The organism is Parasphingomonas caseinilytica (assembly GCF_036663755.1).
GTDB lineage: Bacteria > Pseudomonadota > Alphaproteobacteria > Sphingomonadales > Sphingomonadaceae > Sphingomonas.
This window is the reverse complement of sequence record NZ_JAXOJL010000003.1, coordinates 61,637-87,846: the sequence shown is the minus strand read 5'-3', so window position 1 is coordinate 87,846 and position 26,210 is coordinate 61,637. Positions and strand designations below refer to the sequence as shown.

The window sequence follows — 26,210 nt, the reverse complement described above, 5'->3', positions numbered from 1 at the left end:
AGCGTCATGCGTCATCTACGTCTGTTGTTCGCGCTGATCGGGCTCATCCTGATCGGTGCGAACCCGGCCCTCGCCCAGACCTTCCCGAAGTTCACCGGGCTGGTCGTGGATGATGCCAACGTCCTGCCGGCCAACGTGAAAGCTGACCTGACTGCAAAGTTGCAGGCGTTGCAGAAGGATACCGACCGGCAGCTGGTCGTCGCGACGATCGGCGATATGCAGGGCTATCCCAAGGAAGAATACGGCTACAAGCTGCTGCGCGCTTGGGGTGTCGGTCTCAAGGACGTCAATAACGGCGCAATCCTGTTCATCGCACCCAATGCCCCGGTGGGGCAGAGGGGGGTACGGATCGAGGTCGGCTATGGCCTCGAACCCTTCATCACCGACGCGCTGTCCAGCGTAATCATCAACACAGACATGCTGCCGAAACTGCGCGCTGGCGACATTCCCGGCGCTATGACGGCTGGGACGGATGCGGTGATCCAGCAACTCCGCTCGTCGCCCGAAGAAGCGCAGGCGCGCGTCAACGCTGCGGTCGCCGAATTCAACAAGGCCCAGCCGCGCGCCGGTAAAAGAAGCAGCGGAGTTCCCTTCGGGCTGGTCTTCTGGGGATTGATCGTCGGGTTCATCGCCCTGTCGTTCTTCCGACGGAGGAGTGGCACCGGTCAGCGGTATCGCGATGCCGATGGCGGGAGCAGAAGCGGCGGCAGCGGAATATTGCCGGTCGTCTTGTGGTCGATCGCCAACGAGATCGGCAACAGCGCCTTGCGTGGCGGCGGCGGTTGGGGCGGTGGCGACGACGGCGATTCAGGCGGCGGCGGCTGGGGTGGCGGTGGCTTCACTGGCGGCGGCGGCGGATCTGGCGGAGGCGGTGGCGCCTCGGGGAGTTGGTGATGCGCTTGACCACACAGGATCGCGCGAAGGTGACGGCGGCCGTGACCGCCGCCGAACTGCATACGGCGGGCGAGATCGTCACCGTCGTGGCGCGCCGATCGGATCGCTATAACGACGTGGCGGCGCACGCCGGCGTGCTGACGATGCTGCTGGTCTTGGCCGCATTGTCGGTCTGGCCCGGCATCGCGGAGCGCATCCACGGCCTGTTCTACGATCCGTGGGGCGATGCGCCGCATTCCGGCGCGCTGTTCGGCATCGCGTTGATCCTGTCGGCGGTTGGGTTCCTCGTCGGGCGTTATGCACTCGCGTCGCTTGGCTTCCGTATCGCGATGACGCCGGGCGCGACCAAGGCGCGGCGGGTGCGGGCGCGGGCGCTCGACCTGTTCCGCACCAGCGCGGAGAGCCGCACGGTCGGTGGAACGGGCGTGCTGATCTATCTCAGCCTGGACGAACATCGTGCCGAACTGATCGCCGATGCCGGCATCCACGCCAAGGTCGCGCCCGAGACCTGGGGGGCGGCGATGGCGGCGCTGATCGCGGCGGTGAAGGATGGGCGGCCCGGTGACGGCATGGCGGAGGCGGTGGCGCAGGTCGGCATCGTGCTGGCCGAGCATTTTCCGCGTGCCGACGATGATCGCAACGAACTGCCCGATCGGTTGATCGAGCTTTGAGCGACGCGCCGGAGGAGACCGTCTGGCAGGGCAAGTTCATTGCCGCCAAGCGGCGGGGCCAATGGGAATACGTGTCCCGTGCGCGAGGCATTCAGGCTGCGGTGATCGTGGCGATCGAGGATGGGCATGTCATCCTGGTCGAGCAGTATCGCGTGCCGCTCGGGCGGCGCTGCCTCGAACTGCCGGCCGGGTTGGTCGGGGATGAAGAGGAGGGTGAGGACGTCCTGACCTCTGCCGCGCGCGAGTTGGAGGAGGAAACCGGCTATCGCGCGGATCGTGTCGAATCCCTGGGTGAATATTTCTCCTCGCCGGGGATGGTGAGCGAGGGGTTCACCTTGGTGCGCGCGACCGGCCTGACCAAGGTGAGCGCGGGTGGCGGGACGGCGGACGAGGATATCGTCGTGCATCGGGTGGCGTTGCACGAGTTGCCGGCGTTCGTTGCGGCAAAGCGGGCGGCGGGTGTCGGGATCGACGTGAAGATGCTGCTGTTGTTGAGCCCGTATTTGCTGGGATGAACCCCAATCTCCGTTCGTCCTGAGTAGCCATCGAGTAGGCCGCAGGCCATATCGAGAGGGCGTATCGAAGGACCCGCGCCTCGCGCTCCAACGGTGCTTCGATACGAGCCCTCGATACGCCTTCGGCTACTCGGTCTCTACTCAGCACGAACGGGATAGGCATTCACCGGAAATTATCCGCATAGGCTTGCAGCTTCAGCTTGCGCTCCGGCGCTGCGATCACGGTGAAGGCGAGGCCTTCGCGCTCGGCATAGGCGATCGCGGCTTCCTGCGTGGGGAAGCCCAGACGCAATTGATCGCGCGTGTCGCCGGAGCCGGCCCAGCCGGTTAGCGGATCGGGCTGCTTCGCCTCGGACGGTGCGAAATCGAGAACCCAGGCATCGGTGCGGGCGCGGCCGGACTGCATGGCGTTTTTCGGGCGCTGATAGATGCGGGCGGTGGGCATGGGTTTCGTCCTTCGAATCGGTGCCGCTTTATCGTGGTTGGCGCGCCCGCGCATCCGCATTTTTCGTGCGCATGGTGGCGATGGCCGCAGCAGGATCGTCGGGCCAGGGATGGCGGGGATAGCGGCCGCGCATTTCACGCGCGACATCGGCCCAACTGCCGGCCCAGAAACCGGGCAGGTCGCGCGTCGTCTGGATCGGGCGACCGGCGGGGGAGGTGAGGCTGAGCACCAATGGCACGCGCCCGCCGCCGATCATCGGGTGCGTGGCGAGGCCGAAGAGTTGCTGCGGGCGGAGATCGACGCGCGGGCCACCCTCGGCGTCATAGTCGATCGGGTGGCTGGAACCGGCGGGGCTGTCGAAATGCGTCGGGGCGAGCCGGTCGACCGCGCGCAGGGCATCCCAGCCGATGATAGTGCGTAGCGCGTCGGTAAGCGCGCCCGGGTCGATCGCGGACAGGCGGCGCTTGCCGTCGAGCAAGGGCACGAGCCAATCTTCGGCGCGGGCGAGCAGGCTGTCGTCACCGAGATCGAGATCGGCCCCGCCATGCGCCGCGGCGAAGGCGGCGCGGTGGCGCAGGGCGAGCGCGGCATCGCTCCACGGGAGTTGCGACAGGCCGTGGGTGCGGACGCCGTTCAACAGGGCCGCCGCGATGTCGGCCGGGTCGGCGGCGGTGTCGGGGCCGCTGGTCAGCCGGATCGCGCCGAGGCGGCGTTCGCGCGTCGCCTGTACGCCGCCGGTCGCGGGATCGAAGGCGACGGTGCGGCGGGTTTCGATCCGGTCGCCGAACAGCGCTTCGACGGTGGCTTGGTCGATTGCCGCTGCGGAAAGGATGCGCGCGCCGGACGCCATGCCCTGCGTTTCGGCGACGGCGAGCCAATCGTTGCGGGCGAGCGCTGACGTGGGATCGAGCTTGAACCCGCGACCGCCGGCGGAGGCCCAGGTCTCGCCGGATGCGTCGCGGCGGCGGGCGATGCGGTCGGGGAAGGCGAGGGCGATGGCGACTGCCACCTCTTCTCCCCTCCCGCCTGCGGGAGGGGTCGGGGGAGGGGGTGCAATATCGCGATCCGATCGCGCAGGCCTTCCCCCAGCCCATCCCGCAAGCGGGAGGGGAGCGAGTTGCGCCCAGCGTTTAGCCAGTTTGCGTCCGCCTTCGGCGCGAGGCCCGCGTTCGCCGCGCCATCTGCGGAGGCGCGATTCGAGGTCGGGATCGTTGCCGCCAAGTCCGCGCTCGCCCAGCAGCACCGCAACCTCCGCCGCCGTCTGCGTCAGACCCAATTCCCCCGCGCGGACCAGCATGTGGCCGAGCCTGGGTGGCAAGGGCAGGCGCGCGATGGCATGGCCGTGCGGGGTGGGGCGGCCATCGGCATCGATCGCTTCGAGCGCCGCGAGGCGGGTGCGCGCTTCCGCGACCGCCGCGCCAGGCGGGGGATCGAGCCAGTTCAGGGACCGCGGATCGGCAACGCCCCACAGCGCACAGTCCAGCGTCAGCGCGGACAGGTCCGCCTCCAATATCTCCGGCGGATCGAAGCGCGGCAGGCCGACAGTCGCCGCTTCTTCCCACAAACGATAGGCGACGCCCGGCCCCTGTCGCGCGGCGCGCCCGGCGCGTTGCGTGACGGAGGCTTGCGATGCGCGTTCGGTGACGAGGCGGGTCATCCCCGCCGCACGATCGTAGCGAGGGCGCCGGGCGAGGCCGGAATCGATCACGACACGGATGCCGTCGAGCGTCAGGCTGGTTTCCGCGATCGAGGTGGCGAGGACGATCTTGCGGCGGCCGCTCGGGTCGGGCTGGATCGCGGCGCGTTGCGCCTGCGGATCGAGGCTGCCGTGCAGGCGATGGAGGACGATGCCGTCGCCCAATCCGTCGAGCCGTTCGGCCGTGCGCTCGATCTCCGCCACGCCGGGGAGGAAGGCGAGGATACCGCCCTGCTCCTCGCGCAAGGCGATGCGACACGCGGCGGCGACCGAATCTTCGATCCGCGCTTCGGCGGCGCGACCGATATGGCGCAGGGTGAGCGGGAAAGCGCGGCCTTCGCTTTCGATCACCGGCGCGTCCGTGCCGTCTCTGGCCATCAGGCCGGAGAAGCGCGCACCGTCGAGCGTTGCGGACATCGCGACGAGCCGCAGGTCCGGGCGCAATGCACCCTGCACATCGAGCGCCAGCGCCAAGCCGAAATCGCTGTCGAGGCTGCGCTCGTGCACCTCGTCGAACAGCACCGCCGAGACGCCGGCAAGTTCGGGATCGGACTGGATACGGTTGACGAAAATGCCCTCGGTGACGACCGTCACGCGCGTCCTCGCGGAGCGCTTGCTGTCCATTCGCGTGGCATAGCCATAGGTCTGGCCGGGGACCTCGCCGGCTTGGCCCGCCATGCGTTCGGCGGCGGCGCGCGCGGCGAGGCGGCGGGGCGAGAGGAGCAGGATCTCGCCCGTGCACCAATCTTCGCCGAGCAAGGCGGGAGCGACCGCCGTCGTCTTGCCCGCGCCGGGCGGGGCCACGAGGACGACGTTGGGGCCGGCGCGCAGCGCGGCGAGCAGGTCCGGCAGGACGGCATGGATCGGGAGCATCGTCACGCCGCTCCTGTCGCACGATCCGGCAGTCCTCGGACAGCCGCATTTTCAGCCGGTCGCGTCCTAGTATCTCACGATATCGCGATGCTAAGCAGCGCAGGACAACGGAGATTCTGCGTGGCCGGACACGATCATCATCACGGCCATGGGCATGGCCACGGGCATTCGCATGGCGCACATGGCGGCGGTGAGGGCCATCACGGCCACGATCATTCCGCGCCGGCCAATTTCAGTCGTGCCTTTGCGATCGGCATCGCGCTCAATCTGGGCTTCGTGATCATCGAGGCGGGTTACGGCTTCGCGGCGAACTCGGTCGCGTTGTTGGCCGATGCCGGGCACAATCTGTCCGACGTGCTCGGGCTAGCGGTGGCTTGGGCCGGCGCGGCGCTGGCGGCGCGGCCGCCGTCGAAGCGCTTCACCTACGGCCTGCGGGGCTCGTCGATCCTGGCGGCATTGCTCAACGCGCTACTGCTGATGGTCGCGCTGGGCGCGATCGTGCTGGAAGCGGTGCAGCGCTTCGGCGAACCGGCCGGCGTGATGGGGCCGACGGTGGCGGTGGTCGCGGCGGTCGGCATCCTGGTCAACGGCGTGACGGCGTGGCTGTTCGCCCGAGGTCGCAAGGGCGACATCAACATTCGCGGTGCGTTCCTGCATATGCTGAGCGATGCTTTGGTGTCGGCCGGGGTGGTGATCGCCGGTCTGGTGATCTGGCGCACCGGGCTCGGCTGGGTCGATCCGGCGGTGAGCCTGGTGATCGCGGCGCTGATCTTCTGGCAGACCTGGGGCTTGCTGCGCGAATCGGTCGAAATGTCGCTGGATGCGGTGCCGCGCGGGATCGATTTCGATCGGGTGGACGAGGCGCTGTGCGAACTGGACGGCGTCGCGCGGGTGCACGATCTGCACATCTGGCCGATGAGCACGACCGAACCGGTGCTGACCGCGCACCTGGTGATGCCGGGCGGCGTGCCGGGCGACGGGTTCCTCAGCGCTGCGCGGGCGATGCTGCACGATCGGTTCGGCATCGGCCATGCGACGTTGCAGGTGGAAACAGGCGGGGCTTGCGCGGTCGGGTGCGAAAGCGGGGTTTGAGCCGATGCTGTACCTGATCGCCAAGGCGCTCATCTCCGGCGCGCTGATCGCCATCGCATCGACCCTGGCCAAGCGTTATCCGGGTTTCGGCGCGCTCATCGCCTCGTTGCCGTTGGTTTCGGTGCTAGGCATGATCTGGCTGTGGAACGACCGGCCCGATGTGGAGAATATGGCCGCCCATGCCGGGGCGACATTCTGGTACGTGCTGCCCTCGCTGCCGATGTTCCTGCTCATCCCGGCCCTGCTGCGGCATGGCGTAGGATTCTGGATCGCGCTGGTGGCGGGATGCTGCCTGACGATCGTGCTGTATGCGGTGATGACGTGGCTCGCCCCGCGCTTCGGGCTGCAACTCTGATCTCAATAGCGCCGGCTATGCCGCCGCAACGTCAATAGGCCCGCGCGGTGGCGAATTCCACCGCTTCGACCATCGCATCCTTCGCCTGGCCATTGGCGAAGCCGCCCAAGGCGTCGATCGCGCGCTGGCCATAGTGGCGGGCGCGGGCGAGGGTGTCGTCGATCGCGCGGGTCGATTTGATCAGCGACACGGCGTGGGCGAAATCCTCGTCGCTGGCGCGGTGGCCTTCCATCGCGGCTTTCCAGAACACGCGATCTTCGGAATTGCCGCGTGCATAGGCGAGAATGACGGGCAGGGTGGCCTTGCCCTCGCGGAAATCGTCGCCGGCATCCTTGCCCATCGTGCCGGCATCGGAGACGTAATCGATCGCGTCGTCGACCAACTGGAACGCGATGCCGAGGTTGCGGCCGTACGCGTCCAGCGCGGCCTCTTCCGCCTCCGGACGCTCCGCGACGACGGCGGAGATGCGGCAGGCGGCGGCGAACAGAGCGGCGGTCTTCGCGCCGATAATGTCGAGATAGCGCTCCTCGGTGGTCTCGACACGGCGCGCGGCGGTGAGCTGATGGACCTCGCCCTCCGCGATCACGGCGGAGGCGTTGGAGAGGATCTTCAGCACCTTCAGGCTGCCATCCTCGACCATCAGTTCGAAGCTGCGGCTGAACAGGAAATCGCCGACCAAGACGCTGGCCGGATTGCCCCAGATGAGGTTGGCGGTGCGTTTGCCGCGACGCAGATCGCTGCCATCGACCACATCGTCGTGCAGCAATGTTGCGGTGTGGATGAATTCGACCGAAGCGGCGAGCTTGTGGTGGCGCGTGCCGGTATAGCCGAGCAGTCGCGCACTCGCGAGCGTCAGCATCGGGCGCATGCGCTTGCCGCCACCGGCGATCAGGTGACCGGCCAGTTCGGGGATCAGCGGGATCTGCGATTCCATCCGCGACAGGATCACGGCGTTGACCAGATTCATGTCGCCCGCGACCAGCCGGACCATCGGGTCGAGCGAGGGGGCGGCGTTTTTATCGATGCGGTGGATGGTGGCGCTCATCTTGGCGCCGATGTGGCGGGGCGGGCGCACAAAGGCAACCCCAACTCGGCCCAACCGGCCCCGACCGGGCTTGCACATGGGGCGCGACGCCCGCAAAAGGCGGCGAAACTACGCTTCAGGAGCGCCTGTGACCGACGAAACGTTGAGCGGCTACCGCCAGAGCATCGACAATATCGACGCGGCGCTCGTCTTCCTGCTCGCCGAACGCTTCAAGGTGACTCAGGCGGTGGGGCGCTACAAGGCGGCGACCGACCTGCCGCCGGCCGATCCGACGCGCGAGGACGCGCAGATCGCGCGGCTGCGCGGGCTGGCGAAGGACGCGAACCTGGACCCGGAATTCAGCGAGAAGTTCCTGCGCTTCATCATCGACGAGGTGATCCGGCATCACGAAAAGCTCGCGGCGGAAGGCTAATTCGCGAGCCGTTCGGCGAGGTATCCGACGAACAAGCGGAACCGCGCGGGCATGGCCGTCCCGCCGAAAGGCGGTTTCTGCCTAGACGCCGCTGCGCAGATCGCTGTCGCTATGGACCGAGAGATCGACCGCTTCGAGCAATTGGTCCGCGACGCCGAGCAGGCTGGCCCAATATGCAAGTTTGCCCGCATCCTCGCACAGCTTTGCAGCCGCGCGGATATGCGTCACGCATTCCATGATTGTGTTATCGTCCATCGCAACCCACTCCGCTATACCGTTGCATAACATGTCGCTATTTCAACGATACGCTTTCAACCTAGCGCAATTTCGTGCCCGTTGGCACCCTTTTCGTACAAATCCGACAGGTACACCTCAAACTTGTGGTGCGCGCTGGCGGTCAGGCGAAATGAGGTGGTGACGAGCGCGCTGCTGCCGCCATCCTCATATTCCAGCAACCCCTCGGCTGCGAGCGCGCGAATCCAGCGCGATCCGGTGGCGAGCGAGATGCCGGCCCAGGCATGCGCCTTGGCGATAGTGATAAGCGACCCTTCCGCCTCGCAGATATAGGCGGCAAGCAGTAGATCCCATGCGAGATCGGTGAACAGGTCCGTGCCGAAGGTTTGCTCTCGCTGACGCCGGCTGTCGAACACGAGGCGAGCGACCAGCAACAGCTTGTGCGGCGACACCCAATCCTCCGGCATCAGGCTCTGTTTCAGATGGATTTCGATCCGTGGTTCGTCCGGCGTACCGATCGAGCGCAATTGGTTGCGCACCCAGACGTTCGATCCATCGGCGCGGGCCAGGCGCTTCTCGGTGACGATCGGTTTGCCATCGGCGACGATCTTTGCAACAAGGACGGCGCACCGCGCGCGATCACCCAAAGCCGTGATCTCCAGCGCATTGACGCCGATCATGCTTTTGGTTTCGCGCATCGTCGCCGCAAACGTCTCATCGGCCTCCAGGATCGTGCCGGAAGCATCAATCACTATTCTGCCTGCATTCTTCATGAACAACTTTCGTTTTGGCGTGTCAGCCAAACACATGATCTTCCGGATACATTACGTTATGTGCGAAATCCATAACCGATCGTTATTGATAGCCGAATGATTGCCCGGATGTCGGGCATCAGGGCAGACCGCTGGTGGCAGCGATGACCGCCTTTATACCATCCTCCACCACGCTCAGGCCGTGCGCGCTGAGGCGGACTTCGCCCGCCTGTTCGAATGTCAGATCCTCGGCCACCAGCGCGCCGATCCAGCGCGCGGCGACGCTTGGCGCGACGGTGGTCTGGTCGCACAATTCGCGCCGGCTCATGCCGCGTCCCTCGGCATGCGCGACATATAAGGCCTTCAGGAAATCGAGCGCGGGATCGGGAATGAAGGCGGGGGGCAGGCGACCGGTGAGGGCGCGGCGGGCGATGATCGAGCGTCTGGCTTCTCTGACCAGCCGTTCGGGCGTGGGTTCATCCTGATTCTGCGCGCCGCTGTCCGGTGTCCTGCCCGTCATAAGCCCCTCCGTCCGATGCGCAGGTGTCCCCTCCCGCACGCCGGAATCGGTTCATCTCACAAATGGGGAGCGGCGTCCCAGGCAAATGTTGAACTTGTAAAAAATTGACATCGCTGGACAAAAAAAGGGCCCGGTCGCCCGAGCCCCTTTCTTGTCTTCGACGAAGCGAAAGGCTTAGTCGCGGTCGCCGGTCAGAAACGCGGGGGCGAATTCCGGCGCGGGGCCGTTATCGTCCGAACGCTCGGCGCGGGGAGCGCGCTCACCGCCGCCACCGCCATCACGGCGGGGACCACGGCCACCGTCGCCATCGCGACGCGGACCACGATCACCACGACCGCCGCCATCACCGCGACCTTCGCCTCGGGGGCCACGACCGCCATCGCCATCACGGCGCGGACGATCACCACGCGGACGATCGCCGCCTTCACGCGGTTCGCGCGCCGGGCGGGTATCTTCCAGCTCGGCACCGGTTTCCTGATCGACGACGCGCATCGACAGGCGAACCTTGCCGCGCGGATCGATCTCGAGGACCTTGACCTTCACGGCCTGGCCTTCCGACAGCACGTCCGAAACCTTCTCGGTGCGCTCGTTGCGGATTTCCGAAACGTGGACGAGGCCGTCCTTGCCGCCCATGAAGTTCACGAACGCGCCGAAATCGACCAGGTTGACGACCTTGCCGTCATAGACCTTGCCGACTTCCGCTTCTTCCACGAGGCCCTTGATCCACTTGATCGCGGCTTCGATCTGCGCGTGATCGGTGGACGAGACCTTGATCACGCCCTCGTCGTCGATGTCGACCTTGGCGCCGGTCTGCGCGACGATCTCGCGGATCACCTTGCCGCCGGTGCCGATGACTTCACGGATCTTCGACTTGTCGATCGTGATCGTCTCGATGCGCGGAGCGTGCGAGGACAGTTCCTCACGGGTGTGATCCAGCGCCTTGGCCATTTCGCCCAGGATGTGCGCGCGGCCTTCCTTGGCCTGTGCCAGTGCCTTGCCCATGATCTCTTCGGTGATGCCGGCGATCTTGATGTCCATCTGCATCGTGGTGATGCCCTCGGACGTGCCGGCGACCTTGAAGTCCATGTCGCCGAGGTGATCCTCGTCGCCCAGGATGTCGGACAGGACGGCGAAGTCCTTGCCCTCCAGGATCAGGCCCATCGCGATGCCCGAAACCGGGCGCTTCAGCGGCACGCCGGCATCCATCATCGACAGCGAACCGCCGCAGACGGTGGCCATCGAGGACGAGCCGTTGCTCTCCGTAATGTCGCTGAGGACGCGGATCGTGTACGGGAACTCTTCCTTCGTCGGCAGCACCGGGTGCAGCGCGCGCCAGGCAAGCTTGCCATGGCCGACTTCACGACGGCCCGGCGCACCGAAGCGGCCGACTTCACCGACCGAATAGGGCGGGAAGTTGTAGTGCAGCATGAAGTTTTCGTAAGAGAGGCCGTTCAGGCCGTCGATCATCTGCTCCGCATCGCGCGTGCCGAGCGTGGTGGTGCAGATCGACTGCGTCTCGCCGCGCGTGAACAAAGCCGAGCCGTGCGTGCGTGGCAGGAAGTGCACCATCGCCTCGATCGGACGGATCTGCGTGGTGGTGCGGCCGTCGATGCGCTTGCCGTCCTTCAGGATGGCACCGCGAACGATTTCCGCTTCCAGCTTCTTCATCAGCTTGCCGGCGGCCATCTGGTCCTGCGGGCTGGCATCGGCGAAGGCGGTCTTGCCCTTGGCGCGCGCGGCGTTCAGCAGGTCCGAACGCTTGGACTTATCGGTCACCTTGTAAGCGGCGGCGATGTCCTTGCCGATCAGCTTCTTCAGCTTGTCCTTGGCGGCCGACAGGTCGGCCTGCTCGGCCATTTCCCACGGCTCCTTGGCGGCGACTTCGGCCAGATCGATGATCAGGTTCGCGGCTTCGCGGCACGCCTTGTGGGCGAACTGCACGGCACCGAGCATGACCTCTTCCGAAAGCTCCTTGGCTTCGGATTCCACCATCATCACGGCGTTGCCGGTGGCGGCGACGACGAGGTCGAGTTCGCCTTCCTTGATCTGGTCGAGCGTCGGGTTGAGGATGTACTCGCCGTCGATGTAGCCGACGCGGGCCGCGCCGATCGGGCCCATGAACGGCACGCCCGAGATGGTGAGCGCGGCCGATGCGGCGACCATCGCCAGCATGTCCGGCTCGTTCTCGCCGTCATAGCTCAGCACTTGGCAGATCACGTTGATTTCGTTGTAGAAACCTTCCGGGAACAGCGGGCGGATCGGGCGATCGATCAGGCGGCTGGTCAGCGTTTCCTTTTCGGTCGCGCCGCGTTCACGCTTGAAGAAGCCACCGGGGATGCGGCCTGCTGCGGAATATTTTTCCTGATAATGGACGGTGAGCGGGAAGAAATCCTGCCCTTCCTTCACGGTGCGTGCGGCGGTGACGGCGCACAGGACGACGGTTTCGCCCAGCGTGGCGAGCACGGCGCCATTGGCCTGGCGTGCGACGCGGCCGGTTTCCAGCGTGAGGGTCTTGCCGCCCCACTGGGTGCTTACGGTTTTGGTATCGAACATTGTGTTTCCTTCAACGCCAACCGCCAGATGCGGTTGGGGCCTATCTGCAGGCTAAGCCGGCCTGCGCGGTTTCGGGCCCTTCGTGGCCCTGCTTGGCCATGCCGCCGAATTGCGAGCGTGGCGAAAGGGGATAAGAAAACGGCGCCCGAAGGCGCCGTTTTCGGTTTTGGGGTTACTTGCGCAACCCGAGCTTCGCGATCAGATCGGTGTAGCGCTGGCCGTCCTTGTGACGGAGATAATCCAGCAGCGAGCGACGCTTGTTGACCATCATCAGCAGCCCGCGGCGCGAATGGTTGTCCTTCTTGTGCGTCTTGAAATGCTCGGTCAGGTTGCGGATGCGCTCGGTGAGGATCGCGACCTGAACTTCGGTGGAACCGGTGTCGCCGGTGGCGCGGCCGTGATCCTTGACCAGCGCGTCCTTGCGCTCTGCGGTAATCGTCATGCGTATTCTTCCTTCGACATCAATCCAGATTGAAGCCCCGGACGACGCGGACCTCATGGTCCTGAACCGCTACCAGCGCGACCGGGGTGTTCCCGATACACGCGAAATATTGGCCATCGTCTGCGGCGATCCCGACCAAAACACGCCCCTGTCGGAGCGCCCCTGCCTGGTCGGGGGTGAGAGGAAGGGCCGGGATGTCGTCCAGCGCCGCCCTCAAGGGCAAAGTTACGTCTTCTAGCGCGCGGGCCATAGCGAGTTCGGTCAGTTTGTCCAGCGATATCGCGTGCGCGAGGTCGAACGGCCCGGCCTTGGTGCGACGGAGCATCGTGACATGGCCCACCGTGCCGAGCGCGATCGCGATGTCGCGCGCCAGGCTGCGGATATAGGTGCCCTTGGAGACGTGGGCGGTGAGGGTGATCTCCTCCACCGTTTCCCCGACCTCCGCCGGGGCGACGGTGAGCGCGTGGATCGTCACCGATCGGCTCGCCAGCACCACCTCTTCGCCCGCGCGCGCCAGATCGTAGGCGCGCTGCCCGTCCACCTTCAGCGCCGAATAGGCCGGCGGCACCTGTTGGATCGCCCCAGTAAAATGCGGCAGCACCGCCGCGATCTCCAACAAGCTCGGCCGCACCCCACTGGCGCCAACTTCGACACCTTCCATATCCAGCGTATCCGTCTGCACCCCGAAGCGGATCGTGAAGTCATAGATCTTGTCGCTGTCGAGCATCCGCCCCGCCAGCTTGGTCGCCTCGCCCACCGCGATCGGCAGCACCCCGGTCGCCAGCGGATCGAGCGTGCCGCCGTGCCCGACCTTGAACTTGCCGTATCCGCCTTGCCGCAACGCGCGCTTCACCGCCGAAACGCCCTGCGTCGATCCAAGCCCCAACGGCTTGTCGAGAATGATCCAGCCATGCATTCGGATCAGCCCTGCGACGCGTGGAATGCTTCGGAAAAGTGCCGGCGGCACAAAGCCACGTAGCGGTCGTTGCCGCCGATCTCCGTCTGGCGCCCCTCGGCGACCGGATCGCCGCTGGCATCGACGCGCAGGTTCATCGTCGCCTTGCGCCCGCACACGCAGACCGATTTGATCTCGACCAGCGAATCCGCGATCGCCAGAAGCCGCGCCGATCCTTCGAACAATTGCCCCTGGAAATCCGTGCGCAGCCCGTAAGCGAGCACCGGTACGCCGTGGAGGTCGGCCAGCGTCGCGAGTTGATCGACCTGCTTTGCGGTCAGGAACTGAGCCTCGTCTACCAGCACACAGGCTGGCAACGCCTCACCCTCGCGGTGGACGATCGCGAGCAGATCGGTGTCGCGCTCGAATGCGATGGCGTTCTCATGCAGCCCGATGCGCGACGTGATCGTCCCCGCCGCGAACCGGTCGTCTACGCCCGCAGTGAGCAGGATCGTCCGCATGCCGCGTTCGCGATAGTTGAAATCGGCCTGCAGCAAGTTGGTCGATTTGCCCGCGTTCATCGAGGCGTAGTAGAAATAGAGCTTGGCCATGCCAAACTTCAAAAGCCTGAAGGAGCGACGATGTCCAGTGATACTCCCACTGAACTCTATCCGATCATGGTCGTGGAAGATCGGTATCAGGGAGTTTATAGCGGTGGAAAGTGGTGGTCCGTGGCATGTGCCAACGAACCGCTCGAAGGCATGTTCCGCGTGCAATGGCTAATGGAGAACGGTCCGGGTGCGGACGACGTGACCTGTGCCGTATTTTGGAGCAGGCGACCTCCTTGGATTGCGGCTGGCAAAAATCCCGATGCGGCGATTGCCGCGTTGGTCGCCCAGCTCAACGCGGCTACTGATACTTGGACCCCGCCAGCTTGGAAGGACGATCCACGCGCGGCTGGATTACGTTCGGAGTGATCGAAATAGGCGCTGCCACCATTTCTCGCGCGGCGGTTTCGGGAACGGCTTTCCTCCCGGTCGTGCTTCGGGGTGATTGCCAAAGGCCAGAGTGACGAAATTTCGGGGAGATAGAAGGCCTGTATCCGGGGCTGAATACCCTGCCGAGAAACTTTCCTGATCAAGTCCATCGATGAAAACGGCAATGCGGCTACCGCCCTGACCCCATATTGTGATGATTCCGTCATCGGTATCGATCTCGGGCATGGCATTACCGTTGGCATCTGACCGGCAATAGAGCACCAATTCCGCACGCGCAGGAAGCACGAATTCCTGGGCCCAAGGTTCGAGCCAGACGATCAGGTCGGCACCACTAGCGTTGCAAAGCCTCACTTGCCCTGCATCGATAGCGTCGCGATTGATCACTCTATGTTCAAATCCCGCGCCACCTTGGGATCGCGCAGCAGCTTGTCGATATGGCTGCCTTCGTCGAAGCTTTCGTCGGCCAGGAATTTGAGCTTCGCGGCATACTTCATCTGCACGCGGGCGGCAGCTTCGCGCTGGAGGTAGGCGGTGTTGGTGCGCAGTGCTTTCAGCACCTTTTCCTCGTCCTTGCCGAGCAGCGGCTTGATGAACACCGTCGCGTGGCGAAGGTCGGGGGACATGCGCACTTCGGTGACGGTGACCATGTGCTTGGCCAACGTCTCGTCATGCACGTCGCCGCGCGCGAGGATGTCGCTCAGCGTGTGACGCATCTGTTCGCCCACGCGCAGGACGCGGACGGAGCGGGCTTCTGGGGATTCGGCAGACTTCATAATAGGAACCTTAGCCCTCTCCCGCGAAAGCGGGAGAGGGCTTGAGGACTACAGCGTCCGTTCGCGCAGTTCGACTTCGAACGTTTCGAGGAAGTCGCCTGCCTTGATGTCCACGAAGTTCTGCGTGAACGTCACGCCGCATTCGAGACCGGCGCGCACTTCGGCGACATCGTCCTTGAAGCGACGCAGCGAAGCGATCTCGCCCTGGTAGATGATGACATCCGCCCGGGTGATGCGTGCCTTGAGCGCCTTGCGGATGATGCCCTCGGTGACGAGAATGCCGGCCGCCTTGCCGTGCTTGCCAGCCGAGAAGACCTCGCGGATTTCGGCGCGGCCGACGACCGTCTCGAAGGCCTCGGGCCCAAGCTCGCCCGCCATGCCGGCGCGAATCTCGTCGGTCAGCGTGTAGATCACGTCGTAATATTTGAGCGCGACCTTCTGACGTTCGGCGATCTCGCGCGCCTTGGCATTGGCGCGAACATTGAAGCCGATGATCGGCGCGCCGCTGGCACCCGCCAGCGTCACGTCGCTCTCGGTGATCCCGCCGACGCCCGCATGCAACACGCGCGCCTTGATCAGATCGGTCGAGATCTTGTTGATCGCATTCACGATCGCCTCGACCGACCCTTGCGTGTCGGCCTTGACCACCAGCGGATATTCGATCGCCTGCTTTTCCTTCAGCGCCGAGAACATCGATTCCAGGCTCGCCGGGCCACCGCCGGTGCGCTTGGAGGTGATGACGCCCTGACGATATTCCGCGACTTCGCGGGCACGTGCTTCGTTCTCGACCACCGACAGCGGATCGCCCGCGCGCGGCACGCCGGACAGGCCCAGCACCTCGATCGGCATCGACGGGCCGGCTTCCTTGATCTGCTGGCCCTTGTCGTTGGTCATCGCGCGGACCTTGCCGCTTTCCGCACCTACGACGAAGATGTCGCCGACCTTCAGCGTTCCGCGATTGACGAGGATCGTCGCGACCGGACCACGGCCCTTGTCGAGCTTCGCCTCGATCACGGTGCCCTCGGCGGGGCGATCCGGATTGGCCTTCAGTTCGAGCAGTTCGGCCTGCAGCTGGATTTTCTCGATCAGTTCGTCGAGCCCGGTCTTCTGCAGCGCGGAGACTTCCACGTCCTGCACGTCGCCCGACATCTCCTCGACGATCACCTCGTACTGCAGCAGTTCCTCGCGAACCTTCTGCGGATTGGCACCGTGCTTGTCGATCTTGTTGATCGCCACGATCATCGGCACGCCGGCCGCCTTGGTGTGGTTGATCGCCTCGATCGTCTGCGGCTTGATGCTATCGTCCGCCGCCACGACCAAAACGACGATGTCGGTCACGTTGGCGCCGCGCTGGCGCATTTCGGTGAACGCTTCGTGGCCCGGCGTGTCGAGGAACGTGACCTTCGACTTGTCCTTCAGCGTGACCTGATACGCGCCGATATGCTGCGTGATGCCGCCGGCTTCGCCACGCACCACATCGGTGCCGCGCAGCGCATCGAGCAGCGACGTCTTGCCGTGATCGACATGGCCCATGATCGTGACGACCGGAGGACGCGGCTTTGCGTTCTCGTCGATATCCTCATGCGTATCGTTGGTCAGATCGATATCGGAATCGCTGACGCGGACGATGTTGTGGCCGAATTCGGTGACCAGCAATTCCGCCGTGTCCTGATCGATCGTTTGCGTCATCGTGACGGGCATGCCCATCTTGAACAGCGTCTTGACCAGATCCGCGCCCTTTTCGGCCATGCGGTTGGCAAGTTCCTGCACGGTGATCGCTTCCGGCACGACGACGTCGCGAATCTGCTTGGCCTGCGCCTCGCGCGGGCCGCCCAAACGACGGTTTTCCTTCTCACGCGCACGCTTCAGCGCGGCGAGCGAACGCGCACGGGCGCCGTCGCCATCGTTCAGCGCACGATTGACGGTCAGCTTGCCGCCGCGCCGTTCGTCGCCGGTGCGGCCGCGCGATGGCGTCTGCTGCGGACGTTGCAGCGTTTCGCCGGCGCGCTTGATCGGGCTTCCGGGGCTTGCCGGAGCCGAGGGCGACGCGGTTGTGCCGGCCGGGGTCTTTTCCTCGGGCGCGGCGACCGGGGCGGGCGCGGGCTTGGGACGCTCGGGGCGGGGCACGGGCGTGAAGCGGCGCGGCGCGGGCATGCTCGGGTCCAGCCCGAACGTCAAAGGCGCAGGCGGCGCGGGCGGCGGCGGAGGAGGTGCCACCGGTTCGGGTGCTGCGGCGACTTCCGGCGTAGCTACGGGGGCGACAGGTGCAGCGGCTTCCACAGGGGCGGCCGTCGGCTGCGGAGCGGGGTCCGGTGCGGCGGGGCTATCGGCTGCGTCACCGGCGCGCCGGGCTTCTTCCGCCCGCTTGCGTTCGGCTTCCTGCGCTTCGGCACGATCGCGCTCTTCGCGACGACGCGTTTCCTCCAGAGCGTTCATGCGCGATTCATCGGCCTCGCGCAGCAACTTGGTCTGCAATTCCTGGCGGGACAGCAGCGAGTTTGCGGGCGACTGGGCCGGGGTGGGCGCAGGCGGCGGCGGTGCGGGCGGTGCTGCCACGGGTGCCGGAGCGGCTTCCTCGACGGCCGGCGCTTCCTGCGCGGCGCCAGGCCCCAGGATACGGCGACGCTTCACTTCCACGACCACGGTGTTCGAACGGCCATGGCTGAAGCTCTGCTTCACCTTGCCCGTCTCGACCGTGCGCTTCAGCCCCAGCGGCGCGCGCATACCCAGTTTCGGCTTTTCGTTGTCGGTATCGCTCACTCGTATTCCTCGTAATTTTCGGTGGCCGAATTTTCACCGGCCTCCGTGGGGGACGCCGATGCGCCCTGCGAGGCCGTTTCGCAAGGCGTGGAAATTGGGTCGGGGCCGATGAAATGCAGCCAGCGGTCGAGCGTTTCACGCACGCGCTTGGCCGCATCGGGATCAGTCAGGCCGATGTGTACCACATTCTGCCTGCCCAGTGCCACGGCCAATATGGTGCGGGGGACGGGCAGAACCAAGCCCCTGACGTCTTCGCCCTCGCGATCGGAGCCGACGCGCCAGGCCTGATCGAGCTTGCGGTTGCCATCGGTGCCGGCGTCCGAGGCGTGGAGCAGCAGATGCAGATTGCCGGAACGCGCGGCGGTCTCGATCTTCTCGGCACCCGAAAACAATCCGCCGGAGCGCGATTCTAGGCCGAGTCGATCGAGTGCGGCGCGTTCCAGCGCGGCTTCGATCCTGGCGGGCAGGTCTTCGGGAATCGCCACGGGTCCGGTCTTGAACGCGCGGGCGAGGGCGCCCTTGAGTTTGCCCTTCAGAATCGCGGTTTCGAGTTCGGCCCTGGTTACGCCGATCCATGCGCCACGACCGGGGGCCTTGGCGCGAACGTCGGGCAGGACGTCGCCGTCGGGGCTGAGCGCGAGACGCACGAGTGCGGTGCGCGGCGCACGGTCGCCAAACAGGATGCAGCGGCGGATGGGGTCGGCGGCGGTCATGTTCATATAACCCCCTCCCCTTCAGGGGAGGGGGAAGGGGTGGGGCGCGGCGGAGCGGGCTCGATGCCCGCTTCGGCGCGGCGACCCAAGCGAGACGTTTGCGGCACGGCCCCACCCCAACCCCTCCCCTGAAGGAGAGGGGCTAAGATCGCGCCCGATGCTAGTTGAAGCCCTAGCGCCTCATCGTGGGGGAACCGCATGCGCGTCCTCCCTTTTCGGCGCGTCACGGTCGGCGATCAGTTGACCGCCCGCGCCGTAATTCTCCGTGCTGACTTCCTCGATCACGATCTGCACCGCCTGCGGGTTCTTGCCGAGGCGCGCGACCAGGCTGGCGGTGACGTCGGCGACGATCCCGGCTTTCTGGTCGCGGCTCGCCGAGCCCGAGATGCGGATGCTGACGAAAGGCATCAGGCTTTCGCATCCCCATCCACGGCTTCGTCTTCGAACCAGTGCGCGCGGGCGGCCATGATGATCTCGTTGCCTTGTTCGTCGCTCAGGCCGTATTCGCCGAGCACGCCGCCCTTGTCTTCGGGGCGCTTGTTCTCGGTTTCGGCGCGGCGTCGCTGTTCCTGGCGCTTCTTCTGCACCAGTTCGTCGGTCGCCAGATCGGCGAGATCGTCGAGCGTCAGAATGCCGGCCTTGCCCAAGGTGACCAGCATCGCCTCGTTGAGGTGCGGGAGCGCGGCCAGTTCGTCCGATACGCCCATCTCGCGACGGGTGGTGCGGTTGGCTTCCTCACGGCGCTCGAGCGCTTCGGTGGCGCGGCTTTGCAGTTCGGCGGCGAGATCTTCGTCGAAACCTTCGATCGTCGCGATTTCGGCCGCTTCGACATAGGCGACCTCTTCCAGCGCGCCGAAGCCTTCGGCGACGAGCAACTGGGCCAGCGTCTCATCGACGTCCAGCTCGGTCTGGAACATCTCGGTGCGCTCGAGGAATTCCTTCTGGCGCTTCTCGGACGCATCGGCCTCGGTCAGGATATCGATCGCCTTGCCGGTGAGCTGCGAGGCGAGGCGCACGTTCTGGCCACGACGACCGATCGCGAGGCTGAGCTGATCGTCAGGCACGACGACCTCGATGCGATCCTCTTCCTCGTCGATCACCACGCGCGACACGCTGGCCGGCTGGAGCGCGTTCACGACGAAGGTCGCGGTGTCGGGCGACCAAGGGATGATGTCGATCTTCTCGCCCTGCATTTCTTGCACGACGGCCTGAACGCGGCTGCCCTTCATGCCGACGCACGCGCCGACCGGATCGATCGAGGAGTCATGCGAAATGACGCCGATCTTGGCGCGCGAGCCGGGATCGCGTGCCGCCGCCTTGATCTCGATGATGCCGTCGTAGATTTCTGGCACTTCCTGCGCGAACAGCTTCTTCATGAAGTCGGGATGCGCGCGGCTGAGGAAGATCTGCGGCCCGCGGTTTTCGCGGCGGACGTTCAGGATCAGCGAACGGATGCGATCGTTGACACGCACCACTTCGCGCGGGATCTGCGCATCGCGGCGGATGACGCCTTCGGCACGGCCCAGATCGACCACGACATGGCCGAACTCGACGCGCTTGACGACACCGGTGATGATCTCACCCATGCGATCCTTGAATTCCTCGAACTGGCGCTCGCGCTCGGCATCGCGGACCTTCTGGAAGATCACCTGCTTGGCGGCCTGCGCGGCGATGCGGCCGAATTCGATCGGGGGCAGCGGATCGACGATGTAATCGCCGACGACCGCGCCCTTCTGGAGCTTCTCGGCTTCCTTCAGGTTCACCTGCTTGAAATAGTCGTCGACCTGCTCGACCACTTCGACGACGCGCCACAGACGCAGGTCGCCGGTCTGGCCGTCGAGCTTGGCGCGGATATCGTTCTCGGCGCCGTAGCGCGAGCGGGCGGCGCGCTGGATCGCGTCTTCCATCGCCTCGATCACGATCGCCTTGTCGATCATCTTCTCGGTCGCGACGGCATTCGCGATGGCGAGCAATTCGGCCTTGTTGGCGGAAACGGCGCTGAGAGCCATGATTTATCCTTCGTCCTTATGGTCGGCGCTTTCCAGCGCCTCTTCGTCAGTGTCTTCGATATCGTCGGTGTCTTCGATCTCTTCTTCCTCGACGCCGTCGAGGGAAAGCGGGCGCGTCGCGGCGATCAGGGCGTCGGTCAGCACCAGCTTGGCATTGCCGACCTGCTCGAAGCCGATCGTCATCAGGCCATGCTTGGGCAGGTCGATCGTGATCTTGTCATCCGCAACGCCCTTGAGCGTTCCGGTCAGCACCTTGCGGCCCTCGATCGGTGCGGCGAGGTGGATGCGTGCTTCGTAATCGGCCCAGTCGGCGAAATCCTTCAGCCGCGTGAGCGGACGATCGATGCCGGGCGAGGAGACTTCGAGGCGATATTCGCTCTCGATCGGATCCTCGGCATCCATCACGTCGGATATGCGGCGCGACAATTCGGCGCAATCGTCGATCGTCAGCTGGCGCGTGTCCGGACGCTCGGCCATCACCTGCAACGTGATGTCGCCCGCGCCGCCGAACAGCTTCACACGCACGAGATCGAAACCGAGGACCTCGGCTTCGGGTGCGATCAGCGCGGTCAGTTTGGCGATATCGGCCAAGCAAGTTCCAGACATGGGCGTTTGTTGCCGGAACCGGGTGGCTCCAGCCTCTTCACCTGACGATGTAGAGAGTGAGCGCGATATAGTCCGGTCGCGGCGTGGTGGCAAGCGCTCACCGTGATGGTCGCGTCGGCGTGATTTCAACGGGATCAGGGTATGTAATTTTCCGTTGCTGGCCTGTGCTGCCTTGCGCAGCCCGGAACAAGTCCGGGGTGGCGCGGGTATGGCTGGAAACATTCGGAGTATCACGATGAAGTCCAGTTTCCTGCTCGCCAGCCTCATGGTCGGTACCGCCTGCTCCGCCGCGCCGCAGGCGGATGTGCCCGTCGCCAGCGCGAGTAAGCCGTTCAACGAAATCGTCGTGGCCGATTTCGATTCGCCTTGGGCGATGACGTTTCTGCCCGACAAGCGCATGCTGGTGACGGAGAAGACCGGCGCGATGCTGCTCGTGTCGGCGGACGGCGAGACGCGGCAGACGGTGGCGACGATCACCGTCGATTCGGCCGGGCAGGGGGCGCTGATGGACGTGGTACTTGCCCCGGACTTCGCCACTAGCAAGCGCGTATATTTCAGCTATTCCGCGGCAGGAGAGGGCGGAAAGGGCGTGGTGCTGGCGCGCGGCCGCCTGCGCGCCGATGGCGGCGGCGGAGAGCGGCTGGGCGAGATCGAGGTGTTGTTCCGTGCGACGCCGTTCGTGTCGGGCAACGGCCATTATTCCGGGCGCATCGCCTTCTCGCCGGACGGGAAATATCTGTTCTTCACCAATGGCGAGCGGCAGAAATTCGATCCGGCGCAGGATCCCAAATCGACGCTCGGCAAGGTGTTGCGCCTGACACTGGACGGCAAGCCCGCGCCGGGCAATCCGCTGGCCGCGCAGGGCTTTCATCCGGCAATATGGTCGTACGGCCACCGGAACCTGCTCGGCATCGCGTTCGATGCGCAGGGTCATCTGTGGGAACAGGAAATGGGACCGAAGGGCGGTGATGAGGTCAATCTGATCCAGCCCGGCAAGAATTACGGCTGGCCCAAGGCCTCGAATGGCAGCCATTATGACGGCCGCGACATTCCCGATCACACGCCCGGCGACGGTTTCGAGGCGCCCAAGGTGTCGTGGAACCCGGTGATCTCGCCGGGCGGATTGATGATCTATTCGGGCAATCTCTTCCCGGCCTGGAAGGGCGATGCGTTCATCGGCGGTCTTTCGAGCAAGGCGCTGATCCGCGTCGATCTCGATGGCACGAACGCGAAGAAAGGCGGCCAATGGGACATGGGCGCGCGCATCCGCGATGTCGAACAGGGGCCGGACGGGGCGATCTATCTGCTGGAGGACGGCGCGGATGGTTCGCAGGGCCGGTTGATCAGGCTGACGCCGAAGGTGTGAGGCCAACAGATATCGTCATCCCGGCGCAGGCCGGGATCTCAAGCGGATGGCGCGGGACAGGAGCCGCTTGAGATCCCAGCCTTCGCTGGGATGACGGTTGTGGCGGAGGATGACGATCGGCCGTTAAGGCCGCACCACCAGATAATTCATCCTTGCCGCGGCGATCGGCTTGGTGGGATCGTCCTGCCAGGCGGTCGTCTCGACATTCGCTACACGGGTGCCGAGCCGTGTAACCAGCCCCTTGCTATAGGTCAGCTTGTCCCGGCCGCCGCGCATGAAGTCTACGGTGACATTGATCGGCTTGATTCTGCCCCCACCATCTTCGCCCAGCGCGCGTTGCAGTGCGACGATCGCGGCCATTTCCATCAATCCGCTGATCGCCCCGCCATGCAGAAAGCCGGGGCGGCCCAGCACGCCATCGGCATAGGGCATGATCAGCGTGCAGCCATCGACATCGTCGGGATCGATCCCCAGCCCGAGCGTTTCGGCATAAGGCGGCAGCATCAGAAATAGCCCTCCGGTGCCATGAAGGTGCCGGCGACATGAGCCAGCGGGTCGCTCGCATCGCCATCATGCGCCTGGCCGCGGATGAAAGCGATCGAACGCGTCACGCGGTAGCATTCGCCGCGCCCGATCACCGTCTTGCCGGGCGTCGCGGGGCGGAGATAATCGACGCGCAGGTCGAGCGTCGCATGCGGGCGGAAATTGTTGAGCTTCAGCCACACCGACATGCTGGTCGCCATATCCATCATCGACAGGATCGGACCCGAGGCGATGACGCCGCTATCGGGATCGCCGATCAGCCGGGGATCATAGGGCATCGCCATCTCGACCCAATCCGGCCCATGCGCGTGATAGGACAGACCGAGATGCCGGCCATGGCCGCCCGCGCCGTTCTTCAGGAAGCGTTCGGGATCGAAGACGAAAGCGGGCGTGGTCATGACGGTGGCTCTACACAAGGTGGGGGCGTGCGCAAATCCCGGCCCGAAATCCCATAACCCCCATTGCCGTGGGGCGAGCCGGCGGTTAGCATAAGTTGCAAATCACAACCGATAGGAGAAACGGATGCATCCCAGCCTCCACGCCGCCGCCAACGCCGACAAGCCCGCCCTGATCGTTGCGGAGACGGGCGAGACGATCACCTATGGTGAGCTCGACCGGCGATCGAACCGCGCCGCGCATCTGTTTCGCGCGCGTGGGCTGGGCGTCGGAGACACGATCGCGCTGTTCCTCGACAATGTGCCGGAATATTACGATCTGGTGTGGGGCGCGCAGCGCAGCGGGCTGTTCTACGTCTGCATCTCATCGAAACTCACTGCGCCCGAGGTTGAGTATATCGTGCGCGATTCGGGGGCGAAGCTGCTCGTCGTAGGCGAGGTGGTGGCAGGAATTGCGACGCAGATCGATCTGGGCGCATGCCTCGGTTTCGCGGTCGGCACGGTGGCGGGGTTCGAGGACTGGCGCGCCGGCGTCGCGACGATGCCCGACACGCCGATTCCGGATCAACGCGCCGGGGTGGACATGCTATATTCCTCCGGCACGACCGGGCGGCCTAAGGGGGTGCGGGTGGCGTTGCCCGAGGATCCCGACATCGCCACGCCCAACGTGCTGATGCAACTTGCGCAGGCGCTGTACCGGTTGAACTCCGATACGATCTACCTCAGCCCGGCGCCGCTCTATCACGCCGCGCCCCTGCGCTGGTCGATGACGGTGATGCGCCTCGGCGGTACCGTGGTGATGATGCAGCATTTCGATCCGCAATCGGCCCTGGCCGCGATCCAGCGCTACAAGGTGACGGCGAGTCAGTGGGTGCCGACCCATTTCGTGCGGATGCTGAAACTCGATCCGGCAACGCGCGCGAGCTACGATCTGTCGAGCCTGAAGGTCGCGATCCACGCCGCCGCGCCGTGCCCGGTGCCGGTGAAGCACGCGATGATCGACTGGTGGGGCCCGGTCTTGTTCGAATATTATGCCGGATCGGAGGGCAACGGCCTGACCGCGATCGATTCCGCGCAATGGCTGACGCATCCCGGATCGGTCGGGCGCGCGGTATATGGCGCGTTGCACGTGTGCGACGAGGCGGGCGGAGAACTCGGCACCGATGCCGAGGGGCTGATCTATTTCAGCGGCGGCGGCACGTTCGAATATCATAACGACCCCGACAAGACCGCCGAGACCCGGCATCCCAAGGGCTGGACGACGCTCGGCGATATCGGGCGGATCGATGCCGACGGGTTCCTGTACCTCACCGATCGCAAGAGCTTCATGATCATTTCGGGTGGGGTGAACATCTACCCGCAGGAGATCGAGAACCGGCTGATCACGCATCCCCGCGTCGCCGATGTCGCGGTGATCGGCGGCCCGGACCCGGAGATGGGCGAGCGCGTGATAGCGGTGGTCCAGCCGGTCGATATGGCCGAGGCGGGCGATGCGCTGGCGGCGGAACTGACCGCATGGTGCCGGGCGGAACTCTCGGGCGTGAAGACGCCGCGCCAGATCGATTTCGCGGCGGAACTGCCCCGCCATGCGACGGGCAAGCTGTACAAGCGCTTGCTTCGCGATCGCTATTGGGGCGAGAGCGGGAGCCGGATTGTTTAAACCCCCAATCGTCGTCCCGGCGTAGGCCGGGATCGCTGCGTGGTGGGCATCGTGCCTGCCTCATGGCGGCCCCGGCCTACGCCGGGGTGACGGCATGGTGTAGAGAGGAATGTCATGAACGACCGCGTATCCATCACCGTCACCGATCAGATCGCCGAAGTGAAGCTGACCCGCGCCGACAAGATGAACGCGATCGATCCGGCGATGTTCGCCGGGATCGGCGCGGCGATCGACGAACTGGCGGGGCGTAAGGACGTGCGCTGCGTGGTGCTGCCGGGTGAGGGGCGGGCGTTCTGCGCCGGGCTCGACATGGCGAGCATGGCGGCGGGCGGCTCCGGCACCGGGCGCGAACGCAACGATCAGGGCAGCATCCTGCCGCAGCATGTGACCTGGGGCTGGCGCAATCTGCCGATGCCGGTGATCGCGGCGGTGCACGGCGTGGCGATGGGTGGCGGGTTCCAGATCATGTCGGGCGCGGACATCCGCATCGCCGCGCCGGGCACGCGCTTCGCGATCCGCGAAACCTATTGGGGGCTGGTGCCGGATATGGCGGGCTTCCCGATCTGGCGCGGGCTGGTGCGCGACGATGTGCTGCGCGAGCTGGTCTACACCGCGCGCGAGTTCGATGCCGACGAGGCGCTGGGGCATGGGTTCATCACCCGTATCGCGGACGATCCCTACACGGCAGCGATGGACCTCGCGAAGGTGATCGCCGGGCGCAGTCCGCATGCGATCCGTGGTGCCAAAAGATTGTGCAACATGGCGCACGACGCCGATCCGCGCGCGATGCTGGTCGCCGAGACAGACGAGCAGGTCGCGGTGATCGGCAAGCCGAACATGATGGAGGCGGTCGCAGCGAACATGGGCAAGCGCGCTGCGGTGTTTGCGGATTGAAGACGCCGTTGTACCCCGAATGACCGTCATCCCGGCGGAGGCCGGGATCCAACAAGCGGCTTGGTAAATATTTAGAGGCTCTGACGCTGCGCCTGCGGC

29 protein-coding genes are annotated in these 26,210 nt (G+C 65.4%); 10 read left to right on the top strand and 19 right to left on the bottom strand.

The window, feature by feature from the left end; translation table 11 throughout:
• Nucleotides 1-6: 6 nt before the first annotated feature.
• From U1738_RS08695 to U1738_RS08685, 3 genes are read left to right on the top strand one after another with little or no spacing between them, the layout of a single operon-like run.
• Nucleotides 7-894, top strand: a complete 888-nt coding sequence (locus U1738_RS08695; protein WP_332788653.1) for a TPM domain-containing protein — start codon at nt 7-9, stop codon at nt 892-894.
• Nucleotides 894-1,565: a TPM domain-containing protein gene (locus U1738_RS08690; RefSeq protein WP_332788652.1), complete on the top strand. Its 672-nt coding sequence runs from the start codon at nt 894-896 to the stop codon at nt 1,563-1,565. Before U1738_RS08695 ends, U1738_RS08690 begins: the two co-directional genes overlap by 1 nt.
• Complete coding sequence (locus tag U1738_RS08685) at nt 1,562-2,080, top strand: NUDIX hydrolase (RefSeq protein ID WP_332788651.1); 519 nt, start codon at nt 1,562-1,564, stop codon at nt 2,078-2,080. Before U1738_RS08690 ends, U1738_RS08685 begins: the two co-directional genes overlap by 4 nt.
• Before the next feature lie 163 nt (nt 2,081-2,243).
• On the opposite strand, the gene U1738_RS08680 is transcribed toward U1738_RS08685, so the two are convergent.
• Nucleotides 2,244-2,525 carry an ETC complex I subunit gene (locus tag U1738_RS08680; RefSeq protein ID WP_332788650.1) on the bottom strand — a complete coding sequence of 94 codons (282 nt, stop codon included), beginning with the start codon at nt 2,523-2,525 and terminating at the stop codon, nt 2,244-2,246.
• 28 nt (nt 2,526-2,553) lie between these two features.
• On the bottom strand, nt 2,554-5,094 hold the full coding sequence (gene hrpB / locus U1738_RS08675) for an ATP-dependent helicase HrpB (RefSeq protein ID WP_332788903.1): 2,541 nt from the start codon (nt 5,092-5,094) through the stop codon (nt 2,554-2,556).
• A gap of 120 nt (nt 5,095-5,214) precedes the next feature.
• Here hrpB and U1738_RS08670 point away from each other — a divergent pair, with 120 nt between their 5' ends.
• The gene (locus U1738_RS08670; RefSeq protein ID WP_332788649.1) at nt 5,215-6,186 is read left to right on the top strand and encodes a cation diffusion facilitator family transporter; all 972 of its coding nucleotides are present in this window, start codon (nt 5,215-5,217) and stop codon (nt 6,184-6,186) included.
• Nucleotides 6,187-6,190: 4 nt separating this feature from the next.
• On the top strand, nt 6,191-6,541 hold the full coding sequence (locus U1738_RS08665; protein WP_332788648.1) for a DUF3147 family protein: 351 nt from the start codon (nt 6,191-6,193) through the stop codon (nt 6,539-6,541).
• Between the two features lie 31 nt (nt 6,542-6,572).
• Here the strand turns inward: U1738_RS08665 and U1738_RS08660 are convergent, their stop codons facing one another.
• On the bottom strand, nt 6,573-7,586 hold the full coding sequence (locus U1738_RS08660; protein WP_332788647.1) for a polyprenyl synthetase family protein: 1,014 nt from the start codon (nt 7,584-7,586) through the stop codon (nt 6,573-6,575).
• Nucleotides 7,587-7,713: 127 nt separating this feature from the next.
• Here U1738_RS08660 and U1738_RS08655 point away from each other — a divergent pair, with 127 nt between their 5' ends.
• Nucleotides 7,714-7,998, top strand: a complete 285-nt coding sequence (locus U1738_RS08655; RefSeq protein ID WP_332788646.1) for a chorismate mutase — start codon at nt 7,714-7,716, stop codon at nt 7,996-7,998.
• 81 nt (nt 7,999-8,079) lie between these two features.
• On the opposite strand, the gene U1738_RS08650 is transcribed toward U1738_RS08655, so the two are convergent.
• The 7 genes from U1738_RS08650 to U1738_RS08620 form a co-directional block, all read right to left on the bottom strand.
• Nucleotides 8,080-8,253 (bottom strand): hypothetical protein, encoded by a 174-nt coding sequence (locus U1738_RS08650; protein ID WP_332788645.1) that lies wholly within the window; start codon nt 8,251-8,253, stop codon nt 8,080-8,082.
• Nucleotides 8,254-8,309: 56 nt separating this feature from the next.
• Nucleotides 8,310-9,005: a PAS domain-containing protein gene (locus U1738_RS08645; RefSeq protein ID WP_332788644.1), complete on the bottom strand. Its 696-nt coding sequence runs from the start codon at nt 9,003-9,005 to the stop codon at nt 8,310-8,312.
• 118 nt (nt 9,006-9,123) lie between these two features.
• The gene (locus U1738_RS08640; RefSeq protein WP_332788643.1) at nt 9,124-9,504 is read right to left on the bottom strand and encodes a hypothetical protein; all 381 of its coding nucleotides are present in this window, start codon (nt 9,502-9,504) and stop codon (nt 9,124-9,126) included.
• A 174-nt stretch (nt 9,505-9,678) separates the two neighbouring features.
• The gene (gene pnp, locus U1738_RS08635) at nt 9,679-12,057 is read right to left on the bottom strand and encodes a polyribonucleotide nucleotidyltransferase (protein WP_332788642.1); all 2,379 of its coding nucleotides are present in this window, start codon (nt 12,055-12,057) and stop codon (nt 9,679-9,681) included.
• Between the two features lie 172 nt (nt 12,058-12,229).
• Nucleotides 12,230-12,499 (bottom strand): 30S ribosomal protein S15, encoded by a 270-nt coding sequence (gene rpsO / locus U1738_RS08630; RefSeq protein WP_055776754.1) that lies wholly within the window; start codon nt 12,497-12,499, stop codon nt 12,230-12,232.
• Nucleotides 12,500-12,518: 19 nt separating this feature from the next.
• Nucleotides 12,519-13,415, bottom strand: a complete 897-nt coding sequence (gene truB, locus U1738_RS08625; protein WP_332788641.1) for a tRNA pseudouridine(55) synthase TruB — start codon at nt 13,413-13,415, stop codon at nt 12,519-12,521.
• 5 nt (nt 13,416-13,420) lie between these two features.
• On the bottom strand, nt 13,421-14,005 hold the full coding sequence (locus U1738_RS08620) for a thymidine kinase (protein ID WP_332788640.1): 585 nt from the start codon (nt 14,003-14,005) through the stop codon (nt 13,421-13,423).
• A gap of 30 nt (nt 14,006-14,035) precedes the next feature.
• Between U1738_RS08620 and U1738_RS08615 the strand changes: the two genes are divergently transcribed.
• Nucleotides 14,036-14,371, top strand: coding sequence for a hypothetical protein (locus U1738_RS08615; RefSeq protein WP_332788639.1), 336 nt, complete (start codon nt 14,036-14,038; stop codon nt 14,369-14,371).
• Here the strand turns inward: U1738_RS08615 and U1738_RS08610 are convergent.
• The 7 genes from U1738_RS08610 to rimP all read right to left on the bottom strand — a co-directional run bounded on the left by U1738_RS08610 (nt 14,357) and on the right by rimP (nt 21,238).
• A complete protein-coding gene (locus U1738_RS08610) occupies nt 14,357-14,776 on the bottom strand; it encodes a hypothetical protein (protein ID WP_332788638.1) in 420 nt (139 codons plus the stop codon). The genes U1738_RS08615 and U1738_RS08610 overlap by 15 nt on opposite strands.
• Nucleotides 14,773-15,165, bottom strand: coding sequence for a 30S ribosome-binding factor RbfA (rbfA, locus tag U1738_RS08605; protein WP_332788637.1), 393 nt, complete (start codon nt 15,163-15,165; stop codon nt 14,773-14,775). Before rbfA ends, U1738_RS08610 begins: the two co-directional genes overlap by 4 nt.
• Before the next feature lie 48 nt (nt 15,166-15,213).
• Nucleotides 15,214-17,925, bottom strand: a complete 2,712-nt coding sequence (gene infB / locus U1738_RS08600; protein ID WP_332788636.1) for a translation initiation factor IF-2 — start codon at nt 17,923-17,925, stop codon at nt 15,214-15,216.
• Nucleotides 17,922-18,638, bottom strand: coding sequence for a DUF448 domain-containing protein (locus U1738_RS08595; protein WP_332788635.1), 717 nt, complete (start codon nt 18,636-18,638; stop codon nt 17,922-17,924). The genes infB and U1738_RS08595 overlap by 4 nt, the downstream gene beginning before the upstream one ends.
• A gap of 180 nt (nt 18,639-18,818) precedes the next feature.
• Complete coding sequence (locus U1738_RS08590; RefSeq protein ID WP_055776779.1) at nt 18,819-19,046, bottom strand: tautomerase family protein; 228 nt, start codon at nt 19,044-19,046, stop codon at nt 18,819-18,821.
• Nucleotides 19,046-20,647 carry a transcription termination factor NusA gene (gene nusA, locus U1738_RS08585; protein ID WP_332788634.1) on the bottom strand — a complete coding sequence of 534 codons (1,602 nt, stop codon included), beginning with the start codon at nt 20,645-20,647 and terminating at the stop codon, nt 19,046-19,048. Before nusA ends, U1738_RS08590 begins: the two co-directional genes overlap by 1 nt.
• 3 nt (nt 20,648-20,650) lie before the next feature.
• Nucleotides 20,651-21,238 (bottom strand): ribosome maturation protein RimP, encoded by a 588-nt coding sequence (gene rimP, locus U1738_RS08580; protein ID WP_332788633.1) that lies wholly within the window; start codon nt 21,236-21,238, stop codon nt 20,651-20,653.
• Between the two features lie 250 nt (nt 21,239-21,488).
• Here rimP and U1738_RS08575 point away from each other — a divergent pair, with 250 nt between their 5' ends.
• Nucleotides 21,489-22,619 carry a PQQ-dependent sugar dehydrogenase gene (locus tag U1738_RS08575; RefSeq protein WP_443026996.1) on the top strand — a complete coding sequence of 377 codons (1,131 nt, stop codon included), beginning with the start codon at nt 21,489-21,491 and terminating at the stop codon, nt 22,617-22,619.
• Between the two features lie 123 nt (nt 22,620-22,742).
• Here the strand turns inward: U1738_RS08575 and U1738_RS08570 are convergent, their stop codons facing one another.
• Complete coding sequence (locus U1738_RS08570) at nt 22,743-23,123, bottom strand: PaaI family thioesterase (protein ID WP_332788632.1); 381 nt, start codon at nt 23,121-23,123, stop codon at nt 22,743-22,745.
• Nucleotides 23,123-23,560 (bottom strand): PaaI family thioesterase, encoded by a 438-nt coding sequence (locus U1738_RS08565; protein WP_332788631.1) that lies wholly within the window; start codon nt 23,558-23,560, stop codon nt 23,123-23,125. Before U1738_RS08565 ends, U1738_RS08570 begins: the two co-directional genes overlap by 1 nt.
• Before the next feature lie 124 nt (nt 23,561-23,684).
• Here U1738_RS08565 and U1738_RS08560 point away from each other — a divergent pair, with 124 nt between their 5' ends.
• The gene (locus U1738_RS08560; protein WP_332788630.1) at nt 23,685-25,217 is read left to right on the top strand and encodes an acyl-CoA synthetase; all 1,533 of its coding nucleotides are present in this window, start codon (nt 23,685-23,687) and stop codon (nt 25,215-25,217) included.
• 114 nt (nt 25,218-25,331) lie between these two features.
• A complete protein-coding gene (locus U1738_RS08555; protein ID WP_332788629.1) occupies nt 25,332-26,111 on the top strand; it encodes a crotonase/enoyl-CoA hydratase family protein in 780 nt (259 codons plus the stop codon).
• The last annotated feature ends 99 nt before the right edge of the window (nt 26,112-26,210 follow it).